The 2,733-nt window shown below is 68.8% G+C and carries 2 protein-coding genes and 1 pseudogene; all 3 read left to right on the forward strand.

Annotated features, from left to right (window positions below; translation table 11 throughout):
- A partial coding sequence (locus AB0D57_RS47490) for an alpha-glucosidase C-terminal domain-containing protein (protein ID WP_362088735.1) occupies positions 1-375 on the forward strand: 375 nt, incomplete at its 5' end.
- A 61-nt stretch (positions 376-436) separates the two neighbouring features.
- Positions 437-1,810, forward strand: coding sequence for a maltokinase (locus AB0D57_RS47495; protein ID WP_362088736.1), 1,374 nt, complete (start codon positions 437-439; stop codon positions 1,808-1,810).
- Between the two features lie 138 nt (positions 1,811-1,948).
- A pseudogene (locus tag AB0D57_RS47500) lies at positions 1,949-2,733 on the forward strand (1,4-alpha-glucan branching enzyme); the annotation flags it as partial.

The raw sequence follows: 2,733 nt of genomic DNA on the forward strand, positions 1-2,733 counted from the left end.
AACGTCGAAGCGTCGATGTCCTCACCGTCCTCACTGCTGCACTGGACCCGCCGCATGATCGAGATCCGCAAACAGAACAAGGCCTTCGGCCTCGGCTCCTACACGGAACTCCAGTCGTCGAACCCGGCAGTGATCGCGTTCCTGCGCGAATACAAGGACGACCTCGTCCTCTGCGTCCACAACTTCTCCCGCTTCGCCCAGCCGACGGAACTGGACCTGCGGACGTTCAACGGCCGCCACCCCGTCGAGCTGATCGGCGGAGTCCGCTTCCCCGCCATCGGCGAACTTCCCTACCTGCTCACCCTCGCAGGCCACGGCTTCTACTGGTTCCGGCTGCGACGCGCAGTCGCCCCCGTCGCTGCCAGGCGATCTTGATCATGCGCCGAGCAAAGGTGCATCCAGCAAAGATCGTCCGCCTCTGAAAGGACGTGTCGCCATGCCGAAGACCGCGTTGCACCGTCCGGGCAGCCACGCCCCCACCGCGCTGCTCACCTCGCTCGCCGAGCTGCTGCGGGAATGGCTGCCGCGACAGCGATGGTTCGCGGGCAAGGGCTACCCCGTCACCGGTCTGACCGTGGTGTCGTCGACCGAGTTGTACCCGGGCTGCCTGCATCTCCTGATACGCACCGAACATCTGGGCCGGCCCACCCTCGGCGGCCCCGGCACTCCCCCTGCCGACGACTGCTATCAACTCCTCCTCGGCGCCCAAAGGGTCCTGCCGCCCCGGCTCGCGCACGCCTTCATCGGCCGTGCGAGCGCGGGCCCACTGGCCGACCTCGATGTGTACGACGCCTTCCACGACCCCAAGGCGACCGGGCTGCTCCTGGAACGGCTGCGCACCCCGGGAACGGCGGGGCCGCTGCTCTTCGAGCGGGACGCACGGGTGACGGTCCCCGGCGGCCTGACTCCCCGCCTCCTCGACACCGAGCAGTCCAACTCCTCACTCGTGTACGGAGACGCCTTCATCCTGAAGGTCTTCCGCCGTATCCAGCCGGGCATCAACCCGGACCTCGAAGTGCCCTGGGCGCTGACCCGTCAGGGCTGCACCCGCGTACCCGCCCCCGCGGCATGGTTTCGTACCTCACGGCCACGGGAGGCCACGCTCGGGGTGCTCCAGCCGTTCCTGCGCGATGCCTCCGACGGCTGGACCTTGGCGCTCCAATCGCTCACCTTGGAAAGGAAGTTCACCGAAGAGGCGTACGAACTGGGGCGGGCCACCGCCGAGGTGCATCTGGCGCTGGCGGCGGCGTTCCCTGTCGACGCCCCAGGTCCGCCACAGCACGAGCGACTTGCGGCCGCGATGAGCGAGCGTCTCGACGCCACGGCCCGCTCCGTGCCCGAACTCCGGCCGTACGTGCCCGGGCTGCGGGCCGCCTTCGACGCGGTCGCGACTCTCGATGCGCCGACTCGTCCGGCACAGCGGATTCACGGCGATCTCCACCTCGGTCAGGTGTTGCGGGCCGGACGGCAGTGGTCCGTCATCGACTTCGAGGGCGAGCCGGCCCGTCCGCTCACCGAGCGCCGACGCCTCCAGTCACCCGTACGCGACGTCGCGGGCATGCTGCGCTCCTTCGACTACGCCGCGCGGTCCCGCCGCCCGTGGCGCCCGCAGTGGGCGCATCGCTGCCGGGAGGCCTACTGCGCGGGTTACGCCGCCGCGGCGGCCTGGGACCCGCGCAAGGAGCCCGAGCTGCTGCGCGCATACGAGACGGACAGGGCTGTGTACGAAGTGCTGTACGAGGCGAGACACCGGCCCGACTGGCTGCCTGTTCCGATGGCGGCGGTCGGGCGTCTCGCCGAAGGCCGCTGAAAGACGACAGGCAACGATCCATCCCGTCCCTTTCCCTCTTCCCCTCTTCCCCTCTTTCTTCTTTTCCCCTTATTCCTTGAGGAGGCTGAAGCAGTGACAGTTCACACCACCACCGTCGACGCGAGGCCGGTGGCTTCGATGGATGCGACGGACCGGGCGCGCCTGCTGACAGGTGCCCATCACGACCCGCATGCACTGCTCGGCGCGCATCCAGTGCCGGGCGGCATCGTGTTCCGAGCGCTGCGTCCGTACGCCCAGGCCGTCGCGGTGATGGTCGACGGGCTGCGCACGGAGCTGAAGGAGACGGGTGACGGCCTCTTCTCGGGTGTGCTGCCGCTCGACACGATCCCCGAGTACGTGTTGTCGGTGAGATACGGGGGCAACGAGTTCGAGGTGCAGGACCCGTACCGCTTCCTGCCCGCGCTGGGCGAGCTCGATCTGCATCTGATCGGCGAAGGCCGCCACGAGGAACTCTGGAGAGCGCTGGGGGCCCACCCCATGACTCATCAAGGCGTCCAAGGCACGCGGTTCACCGTCTGGGCCCCGAACGCCCGAGGGGTCAGAGTCTGCGGAGACTTCTGCCATTGGGACGGAACCGCGTACCCCATGCGCTCGCTCGGCTCGACGGGCGTCTGGGAACTCTTCCTGCCCGGCGTCGGCGAGGGAACGCCGTACAAATTCGACATCACCCGCCCCGACGGCACACACACGCTGCGGGCCGATCCCATGGCCCGGCGCACCGAAGTTCCCCCCGCTACCGCCTCGATCGTGACGTCTTCCTCCCATGTATGGCGCGATGGCGCATGGATGGCGGGCCGGTCCGATCTTCCGGTGCACGAGGCGCCGTTCTCGGTCTACGAGGTCCACCTCCCGTCCTGGCGCCCCGGTCTGACGTACCGCCAGCTCGCCGACCAGCTCCCCGC

It is taken from the genome of Streptomyces sp. NPDC048275 (assembly GCF_040652275.1).
Taxonomy (GTDB): domain Bacteria; phylum Actinomycetota; class Actinomycetes; order Streptomycetales; family Streptomycetaceae; genus Streptomyces.

Bases quoted from the DNA above. Each gene is read 5' to 3' on its own strand.
- AB0D57_RS47495 (WP_362088736.1), top strand. From the start codon at position 437: ATGCCGAAGACCGCGTTGCACCGTCCGGGCAGCCACGCCCCCACCGCG.